Below are 19,789 nucleotides of genomic sequence, written 5' to 3' on the forward strand. Positions count from 1 at the left end.
ATGCCCAGGTAGGTCAGGCGGATCGGCGCTGCGATGGCGAACACCACCGTGGAGATCAGGCCCGGCACCACACCCAGCCCGAAGAGGGTCAGGGTCGGAATGAGGTAAACGAAGGTCGGTACGGTCTGCATCAGATCGAGTACCGGACGCATCAATGTGTAGAACATCGGTTTGTGCGCGGCGACGATGCCCAACGGCACGCCGATGACCACGCAGACCAGGGTCGCAAACATGACCTGGGCGAGGGTTTCCATGGTTTCCTGCCAGTACCCCAGATTGAGGATCAGCAGGAACGAGGCAATCACGAAAACAGTCAGCCCCCATTTGCGCTGGATGAAATGCGCGAGCAGGGCGATGAGGCCGATCAAGACAAAGGGATTGAACCAGGTGAGCGCAAACGTCACGCCGTGGATCATCGTTTCCAGGGTCACGGCGATTGCGTCGAAGGTGCTGGCGCCGTGTTGCGTCAACCATTCAACGAAGCCCGCGATGTACTGGCCTAAAGGGATTTTCTGATCAATCAGCATGGTAGTGAACGTCCGCATGCAAGGAATAAACAGCCCGGGCGAGCGCACTCGCCCGGCGTAAGGCAATTACTGTGCGAGCTTGGCTTTCACGGCCTCCAGGCCTGGTTTACCGTCAATGGTGGTCACGCCAGCGAGCCAGGTATCGAGCACCTGTGGATTCTTTTTCAGCCAGGCCTTGGCGGCCGCGTCAGGCTTCATCTTGTCGTCGAGGATGTTGCCCATCAGCTCACTTTCCATGTCGACATTGAACTCCAGGTTCTTCAGCAACTGACCGACGTTGCTGCATTCGCTGGAGTAACCCTTGCGAGTGTTGGTCGCCACGGTTGCAGCACCGAAATCGGGGCCGAAGAAGTCATCGCCGCCGGTCAGGTATTGAATCTTGAAGCGCTTGTTCATCGGGTGCGGCGCCCAGCCGAGGAAGACCACGGCGGTGTCGCGTTTCTGCGCGCGGTCAACCTGCGAGAGCATGCCTGCTTCGGACGACTCGACGACCTTGAAACCGGCGTCCTTCAGACCGAAGGCGTTCTTGTCGATCATGCTCTGGATCAGGCGGTTGCCGTCGTTGCCAGGCTCGATGCCATAGATCTTGCCATCGAGCTCTTTCTTGAATTTGGCGATGTCGGCGAAGTCATGCAGCCCCTTGTCGTACAGGGCTTGTGGCACGGCGAGGGTGTACTTGGCGCCCTTGAGGTTGGTGCGCACGGTTTCCACGGTGCCGGCGTCGCGGTAGGCCTTGATGTCGTTTTCCATCGTCGGCATCCAGTTACCGAGGAACACGTCCATGTTCTTGCCGTCGGCCAACGACTTGTAGGTCACGGGCACCGAGATCATGGTGGTCTTGGTCTTGTAGCCGAGGGCGTCGAGCACCACCGAGGTGGTGGCGGTGGTGGCGGTGATGTCGGTCCAGCCGACATCGGAGAAGTTCACGGTACTGCACTGAGCCGGTTCTGCGGCTTGAGCCAGTAACGGCAGACTCAGCATGGCGGCCAACAACAACGACGGGGAACCTTTCATGGATGGACTCCTTGGTGTTTTTTTTGGCAGTGTTCCGACTGGACCACCGCACTTATAGGTTGCGGTTGGATGGCGTTCTGGAGACAGCTCTACCACGGCGCCTTGCAATCGAGTCATAACGATCATGTACCAGTGAAAATCTGACGCCTACAGGGTGCGTCGTATCCAGTACAGGGATGGTCGCATCCAGTGTCAGTGACGTCGTTTACAGCTTTTTTCTGCCCCGTCTGGCCATCTGAACCGCATAAAAACGGCGAAAACACGGGAGAAAACCGGCACGGCGTTGGTGGGCATGAGTGCGTCGGTGTCAGACGCCGAGCGACCCGGCAAAAGCCTGATGATGCGGGCATTCCGGCGGATCGCAGCTTGAGCGTAGCAGCTCCGCCAGCGGGCGCTTAATGCCCGGGAACGGCATCCTCAGGAGCTCTGCAGCAATGGCTATCAGCGTTTTCGACCTGTTCAAGATCGGCATCGGCCCGTCCAGTTCTCACACCGTCGGGCCGATGCGCGCCGCCGCCCTGTTCGTCGAGTCGTTGCGCGGCAAATTCCTGCTGGAGCAGGTACGGCGTATAGAAGTGCAACTGTTCGGCTCACTGTCGGCCACCGGCATCGGGCACGGCAGCGACAACGCGGTGATCATGGGCTTGATGGGCGAGTGGCCGGACGCAATCGACCCGTCGCAGATCGGCCCGCGAATCCAGGCGCTGCGGGAAACCCACACGCTGTTATTGGACGGTCGTTTGTCGGTGCCGTTTGTCTGGGCTCGCGACATGCGCCTGATCGACGAGAACCTGCCGTTCCACCCCAACGCCATGACCCTGATTGCCGAAGGCGATCACGGCGAGATTCATCGCGACACCTACTATTCGGTCGGTGGCGGTTTTGTCGTGGATCAAGCGCAGGCATCCAGCGGCGTGGTCGATCTGGATCGCACCGAATTACCTTATGACTTTTCCAGCGCGGTGGAACTGCTGGAGCTGTGTCAAAAGAACAATCTGCGTGTCGCCGAATTGATGATGGCCAACGAAAAGGTCTGGCGCAGCGAAGAAGAAATCCGCGCCGGGCTGATGAAACTGTGGCGGGCCATGCAGGACTGCGTCGAGCAGGGCCTCAAGCACGAAGGCATCCTCCCCGGTGGTCTCAATGTGCGCCGCCGTGCGGCCAAGCTGCATCGCAGCCTGCAAGAGTTGAACAAGCCCAACGTGATCGGCTCGACCCTCAGTGCCATGGAGTGGGTCAACCTGTTTGCCCTCGCGGTCAACGAAGAAAATGCTGCCGGCGGGCGCATGGTCACGGCGCCGACCAATGGCGCAGCGGGGATCATCCCGGCGGTGCTGCACTACTTTATGAAATTCAGCGAAGCGGTCACCGACGCCAACGTGGTCGACTACTTTCTGGGGGCGGCGGCGGTGGGCATTCTGTGCAAGAAGAACGCTTCGATCTCCGGTGCCGAAGTCGGCTGCCAGGGCGAAGTCGGCTCGGCCTGCGCGATGGCGGCAGCCGGACTGGCGGAGATTTTGGGCGCAACGCCGGAGCAACTGTGCAACGCGGCGGAAATTGGCCTGGAACATAACCTTGGCCTGACCTGCGATCCGGTCGGTGGTCTGGTGCAGGTGCCATGCATCGAGCGCAACGCGATTGCCGCGGTGAAGGCGATCAACGCGGCGCAGATGGCCTTGCGTGGCGATGGTCAGCACTTCATCTCGCTGGACCGGGTGATCCGCACCATGCGTGATACCGGCGCCGATATGCATGACAAATATAAAGAGACATCGCGCGGAGGTCTGGCCGTCAGCGCGGTTGAGTGCTGACACATTTTTCTGTGGCGAGGGAGCTTGCTCCCGCTCGGCTGCGCAGCAGTCGCAATCAGTTTGGTGCGTTTCAACTGAGGGACCGCGAAGTCTGGTTTTGGGCCTGCTTCGCAGTCCAGCGGGAGCAAGCTCCCTCGCCACAGGAGCCTGTAACTCTCGCTATTGGGATATGAGTAGACCAGTCAAAACTGCGCGCTAAGTGAACACCGAAACCAAATCACGCCACCTTTTAGCGCGTCGCAATCAGACAAGAGTGTTTCCCACCCACAGTGCGCCGTTCGCACTCCCTACCGTCCGTCACCCGTGCCTGCGGTGACACTCTGCAACAACCCCGCGCAAGCCTGTTCCCACAAGTGCTACCGATCTGCTCACAGGCGGCGGGGCAGGGCTTTTACCGCCGCTGATGGCACTTCGAAATACCTTTCGTCGCACGTCTTGAATAGACACGTCGCGACGTCGTTTTCAGGAGTTATTGAACAGCCATTCAAATTTAGGCATGGCAATTGCTCTGTCATAACAAAGCCCGTCTCCCACGCGAGAACGCTGGCAATAACAAGAGCCTCCGCCTGAGGCCATCACCCGCTTTGTGTGAGGAGATACCGCGATGACGTCGTTCAACTCCGGGGCCCAACCCCAGAACCGTGCGCCTCAATCCATCGGCTTTCTGCTGCTGGACAATTTCACGCTGATTTCTCTGGCCTCTGCGGTTGAACCGCTGCGCATGGCCAACCAGTTGTCCGGTCGTGAGCTGTATCGCTGGAGCACCCTTACCGTCGATGGCGGCCAGGTGTGGGCCAGTGACGGTCTGCAAATCACCCCCGATGCCTCCATGCACAAAGCCCCGCCGCTGGACACCGTGATCGTCTGCGGCGGCATTGGTATTCAACGCACCGTGACCCGTGAACACGTGTCCTGGTTGCAGAGCCAGGCGCGGCAGTCCAAGCGTCTCGGCGCCGTGTGCACCGGCAGTTGGGCCCTGGCCTGTGCCGGCCTGCTCGACGGTTTCGATTGCAGCGTGCACTGGGAATGTCTGGCGGCGATGCAGGAAGCTTTCCCCCGCGTGGCGATGAGCACTCGTCTGTTCACACTCGACCGTAACCGCTTCACCAGTTCCGGCGGCACCGCGCCACTGGACATGATGCTGCACCTGATCAGCCGCGATCACGGTCGTGAACTGTCCGCCGCGATCTCGGAAATGTTCGTCTACGAGCGCATCCGCAACGAGCAGGATCACCAGCGTGTGCCGCTCAAGCACATGCTCGGCACCAACCAGCCGAAACTGCAGGAAATCGTCGCGCTGATGGAAGCCAATCTGGAAGAGCCGATCGACCTCGACGAACTGGCGGTGTACGTCGCCGTGTCGCGTCGACAGCTGGAGCGGCTGTTCCAGAAATACCTGCACTGCTCGCCGTCGCGCTACTACCTCAAGCTGCGCCTGATTCGTGCGCGGCAACTGCTCAAGCAGACGCCGATGTCGATCATCGAAGTCGCCTCGGTGTGTGGTTTCGTGTCGACCCCGCACTTTTCCAAGTGCTACCGCGAATACTTCGGCATTCCGCCGCGTGACGAACGCGTAGGCTCCAACACCACCCAGCAAGTGGCAATGATGCCGCTGCCGCAGGCGATCGTGATGTCGCCGCTGTCGGGGCCGATGTCGGCGTTGAGTCAGGCGCGGAATGAATCGACGTTTGCCAGTGTAAGGTTGTAGACCGCGTCGCCCCTATCGCTGGCAAGCCAGCTCCCACAGGTCTGTGGTGATACAGATATTCTGGTCACACCGAAAATACTGTGGGAGCTGGCTTGCCAGCGATGGCGGTCTGTCAGGCGCTGCGGGTCTGCTGGTACTGCGCCAGTGCCGGCAGTAACTGTTTATCAAAAGCCTCACGCACTGCCGGCAAAATAGTCGCGCTGCTGGTGTACATCTGCTTGACCATCGTACGCAACGTGTTCGCCCGTACGTCGTCCAGACCCCGCACGGCGTATTCGCAGGCTTGCTCAGCGGTAGCGCCCGACGGCACTTCGAAACCCAATGCCTTGAGCTGGCCCAACAGGTCTTCCTGATCGATCAAATCGGCGTACATCATGGTGCGCTTCCTTCTTCGGCAACGGAGGTCGTGACTCGATTCTGGTGGGCATGCGGGGGGACGGCAAGGGCGATTTGTCGCAGTGGCCGCGACGGCTATGAACAGGTCGTTTTCGGCTAACTGACCGCCCATGGGAGTGGGCACACTGGCCTCAGCTCGCTACACGACGGTTTGGTCACCCTCGACTGGCAGCTCCTCAACAGTACCCTCTGCCCCGATCCTGTCACGGCTTGATCGGGGCTTTTTTTGGCTGTGAATTCAGCAAAGGTTCTGACACCTTCGCGAGCAAGCCCGCTCCCACATTCGACCGGTGAACACGCTGACAGCCCGGATCGAAAGGGAATGGTTTACCGGGCAGGTGGCAGGGCGATGACGCGGCCGATGTAAGCCGGGGGCGGCAGGTCGGCTTGTTCGGCGACGATGGCTTGCAGGCGACTCAGGGTGTTCGGGGTGAACGGTGCGGAACGTGGGCCGGCGAGGTCGACGTGTAGCAGCATCTGTTCGTTGCCGGCCAGTTCCTGGTCGTCGCCGGTCAGGTGCAGGCTGTGATAGAGGTGCAGGCGTTTGCTGTCGTGACCGATGATCTGCGTGCGCACTTCGACCTCGGCGTCGAGCTTCACTTCGTGCAGATAATTCAGGTGCAGCTCGAGAGTGAACAGTGAATGGCCGCTGGCTTCGCGGTTGTTGCTGTCCAGGCCGAGGCGATCCATCAGCGCGTCGGTGGCGTAACTGAAAATCAGCAGGTAGAAGGCGTCGCGCAGGTGACCGTTGTAGTCGACCCAGTCGGGGATGATGCGGGTTTGGTAGGTGGTGAGGGCTGGCATGGTTGAACTCCTTAGATCGCTGGCGCAATACACACTTGTGGCGAGGGAGCTTGCTCCCGCTGGGCTGCGCAGCAGCCCCAAAACCTCTGAACGCGGTGCGTCGGTCAGATAGCATTCGCTGGTTTTACGACCGCTTCGCGGCCGAGCGGGAGCAAGCTCCCTCGCCACAGGGGAAGACGATTACTCGCTGAAACTCATTCCATGCTTCTCCTTGGTGGTCTTCACTGCCTCCAGTACCGCCAGCAGGCAATCATCACGATAGCGCTCCAGCGCGGAAATACTGTGGCTGCCCAACTGATCGCTGGTGCCATCGACCACATCGTCAATCAACTTGTCGGTCAACTCCGGTGCCGGCAGATAGGTCCACGGCAACTGCAACGCCGGGCCGAACTGCGACATGAAGTGACGCATTCCGGCATCGCCACCCGCGAGGGTGTAGGTCAGGAATGTGCCCATGAACGACCAGCGCAGCCCGGCGCCAAAACGGATCGCGTCGTCGATCTCGCCAGTCGTCGCCACGCCGTCGTTGACCAGGTGCAGCGCCTCGCGCCACAGCGCTTCGAGCAAGCGGTCAGCGATGAATCCCGGCACTTCCTTGCGCACATGCAGCGGGCGCATGCCGAGGGATTCGTAGACTTTCATCGCCGCTTGCACGGCTTCCGGCGCGGTGTTTTGGCCGCCCACCACTTCCACCAGCGGCAACAGGTAAACCGGGTTGAACGGGTGTCCGACCACGCAGCGCTCCGGGTGGGTCGAACTCTCGTAGAACTCGCTCGGCAACAGACCCGAAGTGCTCGAACCGATCAATGCATCGGGCTTGGCCGCTGCGCTGATTTTGCTGTGCAGCTCCAGTTTCAGCTCAAGGCGTTCCGGGGCGCTTTCCTGAATGAAATCGGCATCGCGCACGCATTCTTCGATGGTCGCGACAAAGCGCAGACGCTCCTGCGAGGCGCCGGGCGCCAGACCATTTTTCTCCAGCGCGCCCCAGGCATTCGCCACGCGTTTGCGCAGCGCCGCTTCAGCGCCAGGCGCCGGATCCCAGGCCACTACATCGAGGCCATGGGCGAGGGCACGCGCGACCCAGCCGCTGCCGATGACACCGCTGCCGAGGGCGGCGAAGGTTTTGATGTTGGTGATAAAGCTCATGACGATTTCCTGAGAGAGTTCGGTGGTCCCTGTGGAAACTCTGTCTTGTGGCGAGGGGATTTATCCCCGATCGGCTGCGAAGCAGTCGTAAAACCAGCACTCTCGGTCTATCTGATGCCCGGATTGTCAGGTTTTGGGGCGGCTTCGCCACCCATCGGGGATAAATCCTTTCACCACAAAATTCATTTCACAGAGGGAAATGGGTGGTTGGGTCAGCCGCGCTGGGTCAGGCCCATCTTCTTGCGGCCTTCAGCCGGGGTCAGCACCCGGGCGCCGAGGCGGCTGAGGATTTCGCTGGCGCGTTCGACCAATTGGCCATTGGTTGCCAGCACGCCTTTGTCCAGCCACAGGTTGTCTTCCAGGCCGACCCGCACGTTGCCGCCGAGCAGCACCGCTTGCGCGGCCATCGGCATCTGCATGCGGCCGATGCCGAACCCGGCCCACACCGCGTCGGTCGGCAGGTTGTCGACCATGGCTTTCATGGTGGTGGTGTCGGCCGGTGCGCCCCACGGGATGCCCAGGCACAGTTGGAACAGCGGGTTATCGAGCAAACCTTCCTTGATCAGCTGCTTGGCGAACCATAGGTGGCCGGTGTCGAAAATCTCCAGCTCGGCCTTCACCCCCAGCTCGGTGATGCGCTTGGCACCGGCGCGCAGTTGCGCCGGGGTCGAGACGTAAATGGTGTCGCCATCGCCGAAGTTCAGCGTGCCGCAATCGAGGGTGCAGATTTCCGGCAGCAGCTCTTCGACATGGGCCAGCCGGGTCAGCGGGCCAACCAGATCGGTGTTCGGGCCGAACTCCATCGGGTGCTCACCGGCGCCGATTTCCAGGTCGCCGCCCATGCCGGCGGTGAGATTGACGATGATGTCGACGTCGGCCTCGCGGATGCGCTCCATCACTTCGCGGTACAGCGCTACATCGCGGCTGAATTTTCCAGTCTGCGGGTCGCGCACATGGCAGTGAACAACCGTCGCACCGGCCTTGGCCGCTTCCACCGTAGCCGCTGCGATCTGTTTCGGGGTGACCGGCACATGCGGGCTTTTGGCGGTCGTGTCGCCAGCACCGGTGAGTGCGCAGGTGATGATGACGTCGTGGTTCATGGTGCGGTTTCCTTCAGGCGTGATGGGTCAGTCCGCAGCCCTTTTTCGGGGCTGCGGGCGTTGATTCGGGGTGATTTATTTGCTGGTCAGTTGCAGGTTTTCAGCGGCCGGTTTGCCGTCGAAAGTGGTCACACCGTCAAGCCAGCGCTGCTTGTCTTCGGGGTGATCCTTAAGCCACTGTTTGGCCGCCTCGAAGGCATCCTTGTGGTCGAGCAGCGGTTGCATCATGCGGCTCTCGTCTTCGGCGGTGAACGTCAGGTTGCTCAGCAGGCGGCCGACGTTCGGGCACTGTTCGGCGTACTTCGGCGCGGTGACGGTCCACACCGTGGCCATGCCTTCGTTCGGACCGAGGGCGTCTTCGCTGCCGGTGAGGTAAGTCATTTTCACGTTGACGTTCATCGGGTGCGGCGCCCAGCCGAAGAACACCACGGCCTCTTTGCGGCGTACGGCGCGGTCGACGGCGGCGAGCATCCCGGCTTCGCTGGACTCGACCAGTTGGAATTTGCCGAGGCCGAACTGGTTTTTGGCGATCATCGCCTTGATCTGCGTGTTGGCGCCCGAACCCGGCTCGATGCCGTAGATCTTGCCGCCCAGTTCCTTCTCGAACCTGGCGATGTCGGCGAAGGTTTTCAGGCCCTTGTCCGCCAGATAGGTCGGCACGGCGAGGGTGGCGCGGGCGTCCTTCAGGCTCGGCGCCGGCAGGACCTTGACCTGATTGGCGTCGACGAACGGGGTAATCGTTTGAGTCATCAGCGGGTTCCAGTAGCCGAGGAACAGGTCCAGCCGCTGATCGCGAATCCCGGCGAAGATGATCTGCTGGGAGGCGCTGGTTTGTTTGGTGCTATAGCCGAGGCCGTCGAGCAGCACCTGGGTCATGGCACTGGTGGCGATCACGTCGGTCCAGTTCACCACACCCATGCGCACGTTCTGGCACGACGCGGGTTCGGCCGCCATGACGCTGGCGCTCAAGAAAGCGGTACCGCTGAGTGCAAGAACACAGCTGCTGATCAGTCGTTTCATGTCGGGTTCCTCGGCAGGTCGTTATTGTGAGTTCCGGCATCTGGCGTGCCGGTGATGCAAAGTTACGCAGCAACAGGCCCGTGAAAGCGCACTGCGGCGACTGGCTCTTGCACTGTAGCGACCTGGGCGCTTGAACGCCGACGCCAAACGGCGTATCAACGATCCACGCTACCCGCCACCGAGTGCGCACATGTCCCAGGATTTCTACTTTCTGCTGATGCCGGGGTTTTCCGCCATCGGTTTTATCTCCGCGATCGAACCGCTGCGGGTAGCCAACCGCTTTCGCGGCGAGCTGTACCGCTGGCACGTGCTCAGCGCGGATGGCGGGGCGGTGCTGGCGAGCAATGGCATGTCGGTCAACGCTGATGCGGCACTGGAGCCGCTGAAGAAAGGCGCGACGCTGCTGGTGGTGGCCGGATTCGAACCGCTGAAGTTCGCCACGCCAACGCTGGAACACTGGCTGCGCCGGTTGGATAACGAAGGCGTGACCCTCGGCGCCATCGACACCGGCAGCTTCGTTCTCGCTGAGGCCGGCCTGCTCGACGGCCATCGCCTGACCCTGCACTGGGAAGCCATCGACGCGTTCAAGGAATCTTATCCACAGCTGAGCGTGACCCAGGAACTGTTCGAGATCGACCGGCGGCGTATCACCTCGGCGGGCGGCACGGCGTCCATCGATTTGATGCTCGACCTGATCGCCCAGGCCCATGGCCCACAACTGGCGATTCAGGTCAGCGAGCAGTTTGTGCTGGGACGGATTCGTCCGCGCAAGGACCACCAGCGCATGGAAGTCGCCACGCGTTACGGCATCAGCAACAAGAAGCTGGTGCAGGTGATTGGCGAGATGGAACAACACAGCGAACCACCGCTGACCACGCTGCAACTGGCGGAATCGATCAAGGTGACGCGGCGACAGCTGGAGCGCTTGTTTCGTTTGCACCTGAATGACACGCCGAGCAATTTTTATCTGCGCCTGCGATTGGAAAAGGCCCGGCAGCTGTTGCGCCAGACTGATATGAGCGTGCTCGAAGTCAGCATCGCCTGCGGCTTTGAATCACCGTCGTATTTTACCCGCAGCTACCGGGCGAAGTTCGCACGCTGCCCCCGCGAAGACCGGCGTACCGCTCAGGCCTAAAATCAAAAGATCGCAGCCTTCGGCAGCTCCTACATTGGAATGCATTTCCCTGTAGGAGCTGCCGAAGGCTGCAATCTTTTGATCTTACTTCTTCACCAACGCCGAACACGCCGCCTTGTAAGCCTCATGCTGATACTTGTTCAGCGTCCCCGGCAGCTCAAAGTTGTGTTTCTTGGCCTGCGCATTGATGGTCTGCGGCGACAGCAACGTCACCTCACACCCATCCAGCAACTGAAACACACCCTCGATCTTGAACGTGGTCGGCCCACCGGCAAACTCGCCCTTCTTGCTGCGCTTCTTGATCGCAATCCGGTCAATCGAATGCTCGCGCACAAACGAAGCAACCTGCGCCGCGAAGCGTTTGACGTTGGCCGCCTCGTCGTCATCGTCCAGAGCAATTTTCTTGGTGCTGAGCGCCACATGGCTCAGCGTTGCCCCGTCAAGGGAGGCCACGGCGATGATCGCTTCGCTGCCTTTGATTTCGATGCCGCAGATGTTCATGGGAATTCCTTTGAATGAAGAGGGCAGCCTACAACTCAAGTTGATTGGCGGTGATGCCGAACGCTGCGGCAATCTTCTCGCGGGTTGCCTTGCGTGGCTTCGCTACCGTTTCCTGTTGAGCGAACGCCGGCTGGGAAATTCCCAGACGTTTCGCCACTTCTTCCTGAGTCAGCTTCAGGTGTTCGCGCCAGGCACGGATCGGTGTCGCCCCGTCGACCATGCGACTGACCACCTCATGGGGGATCAGATCAGGCTGCATTTTCTGCGCGACGTATTGAGCGTAGGGAATGACTACGAAGGCCGGGTTGCCTTCGGCATCGTTGATGATTTGGATGTCAGTAGGTGCGTTCATCGCGTTTTTTGACCTCTTGAATACTGACCACTTTGATTGCGCCTTCCCAGTCGAACATGACTCGATAATTGCCAACGCGCAGGCGGTAGGCATAGTCATGGCCAATCAGTGCTTTGACATTGCCAACATCGGGCATGTCGGCAAGCGCCGTGACGGCATCTCTAACCTGTTCCTGATGAACGGTGTGCAATCTCAAGAGTTGCTTAACGGCCTTTCGCGTCCAGTGGATGCTGTTCATGGAAGAATATAAGTCTTTTATAAGATTCGCGAATCTTTGCTTATATTTTCCCGGTGGCCAATCAACAATCGTTGACAGCATATTGCGTGAAACACCCGCAGCTTCGGGCATTCAAGAAATTTGTGTAGGCGAGGTCGGAGTGCTTTGTAGGAAGAGGGGATAGTGCGCATGAAAGCTGGAGGCAGTTCCAGCTTTCAGCGGAACATTCAGGATCACTCCTGCCCAATCGACTCCAAAAACTCCGACCGTTCGTCACTCATCCGTGCCACACAGTCATTCTGCGCAATCTTGAACGCCTTGCTGCCTTCGGTGGCGGGGAAGGCTTCCACGGCGCAATCGGCATCACGGGTTTTCAGCCACTGTTGCTGGGCGGTTTTGAGTTTGGCGGTGATGTCGGCCAGTTGCGCGGCGTTTTTGCCGTAGGTGGCCTGCATGCGTTCGTTGAGGCTGGCGTAGTTGTCCTTGAGCAGGTCTTCGGCGGTGGTGCGGCTGTAGGTCGAGCATTCCAGGGTCTGGACGTCGTTTTCCACCGCGTCGCACGGGTTGTTGTCGGTGTCTTCGGCGGCGTGTACGCCGGTCGCAATCAGTGCCAGGGCCAGGAAGATCGATTTCATGGTTGTCGCCGCTCTAATCCAGTGGTGTATCCAAGATGCGCCAGATTCTGGCTCAAGCGGGCGGGCTTGAACAGGTGGCTGATCGGAGCGCCTGGCGACCCTTTGTCGCGGATTGACGCTTTCGGCAATTCCCCTGTCGTTTTTGCACCCGGTCGCCCCGGCACCGAGGCATATGCTGGCCCCAAAGCGCCGGCAGACGATTCGGCGCATGAATCGCCAATAAGGGGACGCCTGATGAGCCCAGCCGAATTACACGCCGACAGCATCGTTATCGACGGTCTGATCATTGCCAAATGGAACCGCGAGCTGTTCGAAGACATGCGCAAGGGCGGTCTGACGGCGGCCAACTGCACTGTGTCGGTGTGGGAAGGCTTTCAGGCGACCGTGAACAATATTGCCGCCAGCCAGAAGCTGATCCGCGAAAACAGCGACCTGGTGATGCCGGTGCGCACCACCGCCGACATCCGTCGCGCCAAGGAGCAGGGCAAGACCGGCATCCTCTTCGGCTTCCAGAATGCCCACGCGTTTGAAGACCAGATCGGCTATGTCGAGGTGTTCAAGCAGCTCGGCGTCGGTATCGTGCAGATGTGCTACAACACCCAGAACCTGGTCGGCACCGGTTGCTACGAGCGTGACGGTGGCCTGTCGGGTTTTGGCCGCGAAATCGTTGCCGAGATGAACCGCGTCGGCGTCATGTGCGACCTGTCCCACGTCGGTTCCAAGACATCCGAGGAAGTCATCCTCGAATCGAAAAAACCGGTCTGCTATTCCCACTGCCTGCCGTCGGGTCTGAAAGAGCACCCGCGCAACAAGTCCGATGCTGAGCTGAAGTTCATTGCCGACCACGGCGGTTTTGTCGGCGTGACCATGTTCGCGCCGTTCCTCGCCAAGGGCATCGATTCGACCATCGACGATTACGCCGAAGCCATCGAATACACCATGAACATCGTCGGCGAAGATGCCATCGGCATCGGCACCGACTTCACCCAGGGTCTCGGCCAGGACTTCTTCGAATACCTGACCCACGACAAGGGCTACGCCCGTCGACTGACCAGCTTCGGCAAGATCATCAACCCGCTGGGCATCCGCACCGTCGGCGAGTTCCCGAACCTGACCGAAACCCTGCTCAAGCGCGGCCACTCCGAGCGTGTGGTACGCAAGATCATGGGCGAAAACTGGGTCAATGTCTTAAAGGACGTCTGGGGCGAATGAATAACTCTGGAGCCTACTCCGCTCGCCGATAGCTGCGTCAGGTCCTCGCGCCAAACTCGCCGTACGTCCCGTACTGTCTCGCTTGTCGCTCCGGTCCTTCCTTGCTCTCGACGTGCTCGCTACGGCTCCAAAGTCATTCATACGGCTTTTTTATAAGAGCAAAGCAAAAGCTTTGCTCTGCACCGACCACGAATTTTTCTGGAGTTAAGTTTCCATGGCCAAGATCGCCCCGCAATTGCCAATCGAAGTCGACAGCGAGACCGGTGTCTGGACCTCTGACGCCCTGCCGATGCTCTACGTGCCACGGCACTTTTTCGTCAACAACCACATGGGCATCGAGGAAGTGCTGGGCGCCGAAGCCTATGCCGAAATCCTCTACAAGGCCGGCTACAAGTCCGCCTGGCACTGGTGTGAAAAAGAAGCGGAGTGCCACGGCCTGGAAGGCGTCGCGGTGTTCGAACACTACATGAAGCGCTTGTCGCAACGTGGCTGGGGCCTGTTCAAGATCCAGGACATCGACCTCGACCAAGGCACCGCCAGCGTCAAGCTCGAACACTCGGCGTTCGTCTATGTGTACGGCAAGGTCGGGCGCAAGGTCGACTACATGTTCACCGGCTGGTTTGCCGGGGCCATGGACCAGATCCTCGCCGCTCGCGGCAGCAAGATTCGTACGGTTGCCGAGCAAGTCTACGGTGGCTCCGAAGAAGGCCACGACGACGGCCTGTTCACCGTCAAGCCGTTGTAAGTCGAGGAACCCGCCATGGCTTTCGAAGCAATGTTCCAGCCGATCCAGATCGGCAAACTGACCATCCGCAACCGCGTGCTCAGCACTGCGCACGCCGAGGTCTACGCGACTGACGGCGGCATGACCACCGAGCGCTACGTCAAATACTACGAAGAGAAAGCCAAGGGCGGCATCGGCCTGGCGATCTGTGGCGGCTCGTCCGTGGTCGCCATCGACAGCCCGCAGCAATGGTGGAGTTCGGTGAACCTGTCCACCGACCGGATCATTCCGCACTTCCAGAATCTGGCCGACGCCATGCACAAGCACGGCGCCAAGATCATGATCCAGATTACCCACATGGGCCGCCGCTCACGCTGGGACGGTTTCCACTGGCCGACCCTGATGTCGCCGTCGGGCATCCGTGAACCGGTGCACCGCGCCACCTGCAAGACCATCGAACCGGAAGAAATCTGGCGGGTGATCGGCAACTACGCGCAAGCCGCGCGCCGCGCCAAGGCCGGTGGCCTGGACGGTGTCGAGCTGTCCGCCGTGCACCAGCACATGATCGACCAGTTCTGGAGCCCGCGCGTCAACAAGCGTACCGACGAATGGGGCGGGACCTTTGAAGGCCGGATGAAGTTCGGTCTCGAAGTGCTGAAGGCTGTGCGTGCCGAGGTCGGTGACGACTTCTGCGTGGGCATGCGTATCTGCGGTGATGAATTCCACCCGGATGGCTTGTCCCACGAGGACATGAAGCAGATCGCCAAGTATTACGACGACACCGGCATGCTCGATTTCATCGGCGTTGTCGGCTCGGGTTGCGACACCCACAACACCCTGGCCAACGTGATTCCGAACATGAGCTATCCGCCGGAGCCGTTCCTGCACCTGGCGGCCGGAATCAAGGAAGTGGTCAAGGTTCCGGTGCTGCACGCGCAGAACATCAAGGACCCGAACCAGGCCACGCGCATCCTCGAGGGTGGTTACGTCGACATGGTCGGCATGACCCGCGCGCATATCGCCGACCCGCACCTGATCGCCAAGATCAAGATGGGCCAGATCGACCAGATCAAACAGTGCGTCGGCGCCAACTATTGCATCGACCGTCAGTATCAAGGCCTGGACGTGCTGTGCATCCAGAACGCCGCGACCTCCCGTGAATACATGGGCGTGCCGCACATCATCGAGAAATCCACCGGGCCGAAACGCAAAGTGGTGGTGGTCGGTGCCGGCCCGGCCGGGATGGAAGCGGCGCGCGTTGCCGCCGAGCGGGGCCACGATGTGACTCTGTTCGAGAAGAAAGAATTCATCGGCGGGCAGATCACTACCGCGTCGAAAGCGCCGCAGCGTGACCAGATCGCCGGCATCACTCGCTGGTTCCAGCTGGAGCTGGCGCGGCTGAAAGTCGACCTGCGTCTGGGCACTGCTGCAGATGCCGACACCATCATGGACTTGCGTCCGGACGTGGTAGTGCTGGCCGTCGGTGGGCATCCGTACCTGGAGCAGAACGAACACTGGGGCGCCGCCGAAGGGTTGGTGGTCAGCAGTTGGGATGTGCTCGACGGCAAGGTGGCGCCGGGCAAGAACGTGCTGGTCTACGACACCATTTGCGAGTTCACCGGGATGTCGGTCGCCGACTTCCTCGCCGACAAGGGCAGCCAGGTCGAGATCGTCACCGACGACATCAAGCCGGGCGTGGCCATCGGCGGTACGTCGTTCCCGACCTACTACCGCAGCATGTACCCGAAAGAAGTGATCATGACCGGCGACATGATGCTGGAAAAGGTCTACCGCGAAGGCGACAAGCTGGTGGCGGTGCTGGAGAACGAATACACCGGCGCCAAAGAGGAGCGGGTGGTCGATCAGGTGGTGGTGGAAAACGGCGTGCGTCCGGACGAGGAAATCTACTACGCGCTCAAAGAGGGTTCGCGCAACAAGGGCCAGATCGACGTGGAAGCGTTGTTCGCGATCCAGCCACAACCTTCGCTGAGCAGCACCGGCGACGGCTACTTGCTGTTCCGCATCGGCGACTGCGTGGCGCAGCGTAATACCCACGCTGCGATCTATGACGCGTTGCGGTTGTGCAAGGATTTCTAACGGTTTCACCGCCATCACCTGTGGCGAGGGAGCTTGCTCCCGCTGGGCTGCGAAGCAGCCCCAAAACCTGTAGTCGAGGTGTATCAGATATACACCATCGGCCGGATTGGGAGCGCTTCGCACTCCAGCGGGAGCAAGCTCCCTCGCCACAGGAAGGTGCGTTGTTCTCAGCAGCGCGCAAATGACCCTGAGGTCTTTGGGAGCTTCACCATGTTGAACACCCTTCTTCCAATCCTGTTGTTCGCCGCCCTGGGCCTCGCGGTTCTCGGCGCGTTGCGGCGGGTAGCGATGTGGCGTCGGGGCCGGGCCTCGAAGGTCGACCTGATCGGCGGCCTGTTCGCCATGCCCAAGCGTTATATGGTCGACTTGCACCACGTGGTGGCGCGGGACAAATACATCGCCAACACCCACGTCGCCACGGCCGGTGGTGCGGTGGCGTCGATCGTGCTGGCGATTCTGGTGCACGGTTTCGGCCTGCATAATCGCATCCTCGGCTACGCGCTGCTGTTGATGACGGCGGTGATGTTCGTCGGTGCGATCTTTGTTTATCGGCGCCGGCTCAACCCGCCGGCACGCCTGTCGAAAGGCCCGTGGATGCGCCTGCCGAAAAGCCTGCTGGCGTTCTCCGCGTCGTTCTTCCTGGTGACCCTGCCGGTGGCCGGCATCCTCCCGGAGAACTTCGGCGGCTGGCTGCTCGCGGCGATTCTCGGGCTCGGGGTTTTGTGGGGCGTGTCGGAATTGTTCTTCGGCATGACCTGGGGCGGGCCGATGAAGCACGCCTTCGCCGGCGCCCTGCACCTGGCCTGGCACCGCCGCGCCGAACGCTTTGGCGGCGGTCGTTCCACCGGTTTGAAACCGCTGGACCTGAATGATCCAAGCGCGCCGCTCGGTGTGGAAAAACCCAAGGATTTCACATGGAACCAGTTGCTCGGTTTTGACGCCTGCGTGCAGTGCGGCAAGTGCGAAGCGGCGTGCCCGGCCTTCGCTGCCGGCCAGCCGCTGAACCCGAAGAAGCTGATTCAGGACATGGTCGTCGGCCTCGCTGGCGGCACCGACGCGAAGTTCGCTGGCAGTCCTTATCCGGGCAAGCCTGTGGGCGAACACAGCGGCAACCCGCATCAACCGATCGTCAACGGTCTGGTCGATGCCGAAACCCTGTGGTCGTGCACCACCTGCCGCGCTTGCGTCGAGGAGTGCCCGATGATGATCGAGCACGTCGACGCCATTGTCGACATGCGCCGCCACCTGACGCTGGAAAAAGGTGCGACCCCGAACAAGGGCGCCGAAGTCCTCGAGAATCTGATCGCCACCGATAACCCCGGCGGTTTCGCGCCGGGCGGGCGGATGAATTGGGCGGCGGATCTGAACCTCAATCTGCTCAGCGAAAAGAAATCCACCGACGTGCTGTTCTGGGTCGGCGATGGCGCCTTCGACATGCGCAATCAGCGCACCTTGCGCGCGTTCGTCAAAGTACTGAAGGCCGCGAACATCGACTTCGCCGTGCTCGGTCTCGAAGAGCGCGACAGCGGTGACGTAGCCCGGCGTCTCGGTGACGAAGCGACCTTCCAGTTGCTCGCCAAACGCAATATCCAGACCCTGGCCAAATACAGCTTCAACCGCATCGTCACCTGCGATCCGCACAGTTTTCATGTGCTGAAAAACGAGTACGGCGCCTTCGACGGCAACTACCTCGTTCAGCACCACAGCAGCTACATGGCGGAAATCATCCAGGCCGGCGCGCTGAATCTCGGTCAGCACAAAGGCAACAGCGTGACCTATCACGACCCGTGCTACCTCGGCCGTTACAACGGCGAATACGAGGCGCCGCGCGAAGTGCTGCGCGCCCTCGGCATCGAAGTCAAAGAGATGCAACGCTCCGGCTTCCGTTCGCGCTGCTGCGGCGGCGGTGGCGGCGCGCCGATCACCGACATTCCGGGCAAGCAGCGGATTCCCGACATGCGCATGGATGACATCCGCGAGACCGGCGCCGAGCTGGTGGCGGTGGGTTGTCCACAATGCACGGCGATGCTCGAAGGCGTGGTCGAACCGCGTCCGCTGATCAAGGACATCGCCGAGCTGGTGGCCGACGCGCTGCTCGAAGATGCCGCGCCGAGCAAGCCAGCCACCCCGGCCAAACGTGAACCTGCGGAGGCCCACTGATGAGCGACATTATCCGCCGCGACCCGCGCGCCGAATGGATTGCGCGTAACCGTTTGCACCCGCTGCACGCGGCGATGCAACCGGCGCAACACAGCTGGATGGGCCCCAATGGGGTCATCCGCAAGAACCTGCACGGCATCGGTTTCATCGGCCCCAATGGCATCAAGCGTATTGACCGCAGTGGCGCGCAACAGGGCGGGGCGGTCAAACGCTCGGCCACGGTTGAAGTGCAATTGCCGCTGCATCAGGTGCCAGCCCCGGCGTTCTACATCGGTGTGGTGCCGGACATGGTCGGCGGTCGCTTGAGCAGCCACGACCGCGACTTGCTCGGCCTGGCTCATCAACTGGCCGGCAAGGACGGCGCGGTGCTGGCGGTGGTGTTTGGCGAACACAAAGAAAACGCCTTCGCCACGGCGGGCGTCGATCGCTTGCTGGTGCTGGAGGGCGACGAGTTCAGCGGTTATGCACCGGAACAACGGGTGCAGGGCTTGCGGGCTGTGGATAACCAGTTCAATCCGCGCCACTGGCTGCTGCCGGACAGCCGCAGCGGTGGCGGTGAACTCGGTCGACGCTTTGCCGCAGCACTGGGCGAACGCCCGGCGACGCGGGTGTGGCAGGTCAAGGATCAGGCGTGCATTGGTCGCGCGGGTGCCGGCCTGCAAGACTTGGCGCGGCCGGTGGCACGCTTGATTCTGGCTGCGGCCGAATGCGCAGAACCGGTCAGCGAAACCCGGCACGAAGCGCTGCCAGTGGAGTTATCCACAACGATTGCGCGCAGCCTGTCGCGGATCGAGGATCTGGGTGCGGTAGCGGTGGACCCGGCGGCGATTCCGATGGCCGAAGCCGAGTTCATTTTCTCCGGCGGCAACGGGGTCAAGGACTGGGCGCTGTTCCACCAGACCGCTGCGGCGCTCGGCGCTACCGAGGGCGCCTCGCGGGTCGCGGTGGACGACGGCTTCATGGCGCGTGATCGGCAGGTCGGCGCGTCCGGCACCTGGGTCACCGCGCGGGTTTACGTAGCTGTGGGTATCTCCGGGGCGATCCAGCACCTGCAGGGCATTGGCGCCTGCGACAAGGTGGTGGCGATCAACCTCGATCCCGGTTGCGACATGATCAAACGCGCCGACCTGTCGGTGATTGGCGAAAGCGCGGAAATTCTTCAGGCGTTGATCGCGGCGGTAGCGGCTTACCGCAGCGAAGCCAAGCGCGATGCGGCTTAAGGAACGGGTT

General features: G+C 61.1%; 19 protein-coding genes. 8 read left to right on the forward strand and 11 right to left on the reverse strand.

Going from position 1 to position 19,789, the window contains the following annotated elements; genetic code table 11:
* Together ACIOUG_RS13960 and ACIOUG_RS13965 are read right to left on the reverse strand one after the other, a co-directional pair.
* Window positions 1-527: ABC transporter permease subunit (locus ACIOUG_RS13960; protein ID WP_401066356.1), on the reverse strand; the 527-nt coding region annotated here is incomplete at its 3' end.
* Window positions 528-593: 66 nt separating this feature from the next.
* Window positions 594-1,541: a choline ABC transporter substrate-binding protein gene (locus tag ACIOUG_RS13965; protein ID WP_401066357.1), complete on the reverse strand. Its 948-nt coding sequence runs from the start codon at window positions 1,539-1,541 to the stop codon at window positions 594-596.
* 434 nt (window positions 1,542-1,975) lie between these two features.
* On the opposite strand from ACIOUG_RS13965, the gene ACIOUG_RS13970 reads away from it, so the two are divergent.
* Together ACIOUG_RS13970 and ACIOUG_RS13975 are read left to right on the forward strand one after the other, a co-directional pair.
* Window positions 1,976-3,352 (forward strand): L-serine ammonia-lyase, encoded by a 1,377-nt coding sequence (locus ACIOUG_RS13970; protein ID WP_401066358.1) that lies wholly within the window; start codon window positions 1,976-1,978, stop codon window positions 3,350-3,352.
* Window positions 3,353-3,956: 604 nt separating this feature from the next.
* Window positions 3,957-5,060, forward strand: a complete 1,104-nt coding sequence (locus tag ACIOUG_RS13975; protein WP_064589578.1) for a GlxA family transcriptional regulator — start codon at window positions 3,957-3,959, stop codon at window positions 5,058-5,060.
* A gap of 112 nt (window positions 5,061-5,172) precedes the next feature.
* On the opposite strand, the gene ACIOUG_RS13980 is transcribed toward ACIOUG_RS13975, so the two are convergent.
* The 5 genes from ACIOUG_RS13980 to ACIOUG_RS14000 all read right to left on the reverse strand — a co-directional run bounded on the left by ACIOUG_RS13980 (window position 5,173) and on the right by ACIOUG_RS14000 (window position 9,526).
* Window positions 5,173-5,436 carry a hypothetical protein gene (locus ACIOUG_RS13980; protein ID WP_003228989.1) on the reverse strand — a complete coding sequence of 88 codons (264 nt, stop codon included), beginning with the start codon at window positions 5,434-5,436 and terminating at the stop codon, window positions 5,173-5,175.
* A 347-nt stretch (window positions 5,437-5,783) separates the two neighbouring features.
* Complete coding sequence (locus tag ACIOUG_RS13985; protein ID WP_401066360.1) at window positions 5,784-6,260, reverse strand: thioesterase family protein; 477 nt, start codon at window positions 6,258-6,260, stop codon at window positions 5,784-5,786.
* Between the two features lie 180 nt (window positions 6,261-6,440).
* On the reverse strand, window positions 6,441-7,406 hold the full coding sequence (locus ACIOUG_RS13990; protein ID WP_401066362.1) for an L-carnitine dehydrogenase: 966 nt from the start codon (window positions 7,404-7,406) through the stop codon (window positions 6,441-6,443).
* Between the two features lie 212 nt (window positions 7,407-7,618).
* Window positions 7,619-8,506: a 3-keto-5-aminohexanoate cleavage protein gene (locus ACIOUG_RS13995; protein ID WP_401066364.1), complete on the reverse strand. Its 888-nt coding sequence runs from the start codon at window positions 8,504-8,506 to the stop codon at window positions 7,619-7,621.
* Between the two features lie 75 nt (window positions 8,507-8,581).
* Window positions 8,582-9,526, reverse strand: coding sequence for a choline ABC transporter substrate-binding protein (locus ACIOUG_RS14000; protein ID WP_401066366.1), 945 nt, complete (start codon window positions 9,524-9,526; stop codon window positions 8,582-8,584).
* Window positions 9,527-9,716: 190 nt separating this feature from the next.
* On the opposite strand from ACIOUG_RS14000, the gene ACIOUG_RS14005 reads away from it, so the two are divergent.
* A complete protein-coding gene (locus ACIOUG_RS14005; protein ID WP_025108540.1) occupies window positions 9,717-10,661 on the forward strand; it encodes a GlxA family transcriptional regulator in 945 nt (314 codons plus the stop codon).
* An 84-nt stretch (window positions 10,662-10,745) separates the two neighbouring features.
* Here the strand turns inward: ACIOUG_RS14005 and ACIOUG_RS14010 are convergent, their stop codons facing one another.
* The 4 genes from ACIOUG_RS14010 to ACIOUG_RS14025 all read right to left on the reverse strand — a co-directional run bounded on the left by ACIOUG_RS14010 (window position 10,746) and on the right by ACIOUG_RS14025 (window position 12,366).
* Window positions 10,746-11,162 carry a DUF3010 family protein gene (locus ACIOUG_RS14010; RefSeq protein ID WP_401066368.1) on the reverse strand — a complete coding sequence of 139 codons (417 nt, stop codon included), beginning with the start codon at window positions 11,160-11,162 and terminating at the stop codon, window positions 10,746-10,748.
* Window positions 11,163-11,190: 28 nt separating this feature from the next.
* Window positions 11,191-11,514, reverse strand: a complete 324-nt coding sequence (locus ACIOUG_RS14015; protein ID WP_401066369.1) for a helix-turn-helix domain-containing protein — start codon at window positions 11,512-11,514, stop codon at window positions 11,191-11,193.
* On the reverse strand, window positions 11,498-11,752 hold the full coding sequence (locus ACIOUG_RS14020; RefSeq protein WP_401066425.1) for a type II toxin-antitoxin system RelE/ParE family toxin: 255 nt from the start codon (window positions 11,750-11,752) through the stop codon (window positions 11,498-11,500). The genes ACIOUG_RS14015 and ACIOUG_RS14020 overlap by 17 nt, the downstream gene beginning before the upstream one ends.
* A gap of 212 nt (window positions 11,753-11,964) precedes the next feature.
* Entirely contained in the window at window positions 11,965-12,366 is a 402-nt protein-coding gene (locus ACIOUG_RS14025; protein ID WP_003228981.1) for a lysozyme inhibitor LprI family protein, read from the reverse strand.
* Window positions 12,367-12,600: 234 nt separating this feature from the next.
* Here ACIOUG_RS14025 and ACIOUG_RS14030 point away from each other — a divergent pair, with 234 nt between their 5' ends.
* The 5 genes from ACIOUG_RS14030 to ACIOUG_RS14050 all read left to right on the forward strand — a co-directional run bounded on the left by ACIOUG_RS14030 (window position 12,601) and on the right by ACIOUG_RS14050 (window position 19,779).
* Window positions 12,601-13,578, forward strand: a complete 978-nt coding sequence (locus tag ACIOUG_RS14030) for a dipeptidase (protein ID WP_401066373.1) — start codon at window positions 12,601-12,603, stop codon at window positions 13,576-13,578.
* A gap of 214 nt (window positions 13,579-13,792) precedes the next feature.
* The gene (locus ACIOUG_RS14035) at window positions 13,793-14,323 is read left to right on the forward strand and encodes a DUF5943 domain-containing protein (RefSeq protein WP_338800189.1); all 531 of its coding nucleotides are present in this window, start codon (window positions 13,793-13,795) and stop codon (window positions 14,321-14,323) included.
* A 15-nt stretch (window positions 14,324-14,338) separates the two neighbouring features.
* The gene (gene dgcA, locus ACIOUG_RS14040) at window positions 14,339-16,399 is read left to right on the forward strand and encodes a dimethylglycine demethylation protein DgcA (protein WP_401066375.1); all 2,061 of its coding nucleotides are present in this window, start codon (window positions 14,339-14,341) and stop codon (window positions 16,397-16,399) included.
* A gap of 210 nt (window positions 16,400-16,609) precedes the next feature.
* Entirely contained in the window at window positions 16,610-18,559 is a 1,950-nt protein-coding gene (gene dgcB, locus ACIOUG_RS14045; RefSeq protein WP_401066377.1) for a dimethylglycine demethylation protein DgcB, read from the forward strand.
* Window positions 18,559-19,779 (forward strand): electron transfer flavoprotein subunit alpha/FixB family protein, encoded by a 1,221-nt coding sequence (locus ACIOUG_RS14050; RefSeq protein ID WP_401066378.1) that lies wholly within the window; start codon window positions 18,559-18,561, stop codon window positions 19,777-19,779. Before dgcB ends, ACIOUG_RS14050 begins: the two co-directional genes overlap by 1 nt.
* Window positions 19,780-19,789 lie beyond the last annotated feature (10 nt).

The sequence above is a fragment of the Pseudomonas sp. NPDC087803 genome (assembly GCF_044742995.1).
GTDB lineage: Bacteria > Pseudomonadota > Gammaproteobacteria > Pseudomonadales > Pseudomonadaceae > Aquipseudomonas.